Source organism: Acinetobacter sp. NIPH 817 (assembly GCF_000368405.1).
Classification (GTDB): domain Bacteria; phylum Pseudomonadota; class Gammaproteobacteria; order Pseudomonadales; family Moraxellaceae; genus Acinetobacter.
In genome coordinates this window covers 1-1,577 of the sequence record NZ_KB849431.1, presented here as the reverse complement: position 1 = coordinate 1,577, position 1,577 = coordinate 1, and the positions used below count along the sequence as shown (strand labels likewise).

Here is a 1,577-nt window from a genome sequence, read left to right as displayed (position 1 = left end):
CCTGCCATACCTTTAGCATAGAAGTTATTTGCTAAAGGATATTTAGCTGTTAAGCCAATACCATAGTATTGAACATCGGCATCAGTTCTTACACCAAGTTCTTCTAAATCGCCATCGAACTCGATGTCATTCACAGATTTATTCCAGAATACTTCAGCACCAACATATTCATTAAATTGCAAACCACCATTCAGACCTAGAAAATGTACATCAACATCATCGTTATTTAAAAATGTATAACCAGCGCCTACATATGGCTGAATTGTTGTACTACCAGCATTTGCTGTAGTTGCTGCAACAGTCCCAAGAAGTGATACCAAAAGCAGTTTTTTCATTGTATATCTCATGAATAAATATTGAAATTATATAAAAACCCATAAATCATTGATTTAAAGGATTTGCATATATTGGAAATATAAATAAAGTTTTGCAATAAAGTTATACTAATTAGTGAGATAGTTTTTGATTTATTGGTTAATAAATAATCTTTTTTTATTACTTCTAGAAATTTTCTATTTAACATAGTGGGCGTTATACGAAATGAACAAATTGAAACATATAAAAATCAAAAACTTATGCTATAAATAATTTGCTCGACGATGTCGAAAAGCTGACTTGGAAACAAGTCGGCTTTTTTATGAGCAGTTTTGATATATTTTGCCAATAAAATTGGTTAAAAAATGATCAAAAATACAAAACGATCAAATCGTAATTTCCTTCCGATTCCTTAAGGCTTCCATTTCTGAATTTATCCCCATTTCTTGCGGATAAGCTTTGGGATAATTTTTGATGATTTTTTGTACGCTTTGGCTTACAGCATTTTACGAAATTGTTTGTATCCAAGCACCAGTGAAGTCCCTATGATCGATCTATATGAACAGGATGTTCAATGACTTAAAACAAGAATAATCAGTCAGACACCATGACCATTAGGTAGTCAGCCCTACCTATGCGCTCCACACCGAAAAATCCCGACATGACGTCGGGATTTTTTATTGTCATTTGAATAATAATTCAATTAAGCATAAAATATAGATTGTAATCTATATTATGGTTGTAATATGTGGACAGTCATTACAACGGATCTGTTTAACGAATGGCTTGCACAGCAAGATCAATCTACACAAGAGAAAGTACTCGCAGCGTTGGTCGTTCTACAGCAACAGGGACCAAGTTTAGGTCGTCCTTTAGTAGATACCGTCTATGACTCCAAATTTACCAATATGAAAGAGCTACGTGTTCAGCATCGAGGTAAACCACTGAGAGCCTTTTTCGCGTTTGATCCTTTACGACAAGCTATTGTGCTGTGTATCGGTGATAAAGGCGGTAAAAAGCGTTTTTATAAAGAGATGTTAGATATTGCCGATCAGCAATACGAAATTCATCTTTCAACTTTAGGAGATCAATCTAATGGCTAAGACCCTACAAGAATTATTGGCTAATCGCTCTCCAGAGAGTCAAGCTCGTATTCAACAAATGGCGGATGAATTATTGTTGGAAACTCAGCTTCACCTTATTCGTGAAGAGTTAGAGATTTCTCAAAAAGAATTGGCTGCAACCCTTGGAATCAAACAGCC

Annotated in this window: 2 protein-coding genes and 1 pseudogene; 2 read left to right on the top strand and 1 reads right to left on the bottom strand. The window is 34.8% G+C overall.

Annotated elements, in window-relative coordinates; translation table 11 throughout:
• A partial coding sequence (locus F968_RS19430) for an outer membrane beta-barrel protein (protein ID WP_004796963.1) occupies positions 1-335 on the bottom strand: 335 nt, incomplete at its 3' end.
• Positions 336-1,061: 726 nt separating this feature from the next.
• On the opposite strand from F968_RS19430, the gene F968_RS19425 reads away from it, so the two are divergent.
• Both F968_RS19425 and F968_RS20120 read left to right on the top strand, forming a co-directional pair.
• Entirely contained in the window at positions 1,062-1,418 is a 357-nt protein-coding gene (locus F968_RS19425) for a type II toxin-antitoxin system RelE/ParE family toxin (RefSeq protein WP_000269903.1), read from the top strand.
• Positions 1,411-1,577 (top strand): annotated as a pseudogene (locus tag F968_RS20120) (transcriptional regulator); the annotation flags it as partial. The gene F968_RS19425 and the pseudogene F968_RS20120, both read left to right, overlap by 8 nt.

Bases quoted from the DNA above. Each gene is read 5' to 3' on its own strand.
- F968_RS19425 (WP_000269903.1), top strand. From the start codon at position 1,062: ATGTGGACAGTCATTACAACGGATCTGTTTAACGAATGGCTTGCACAG.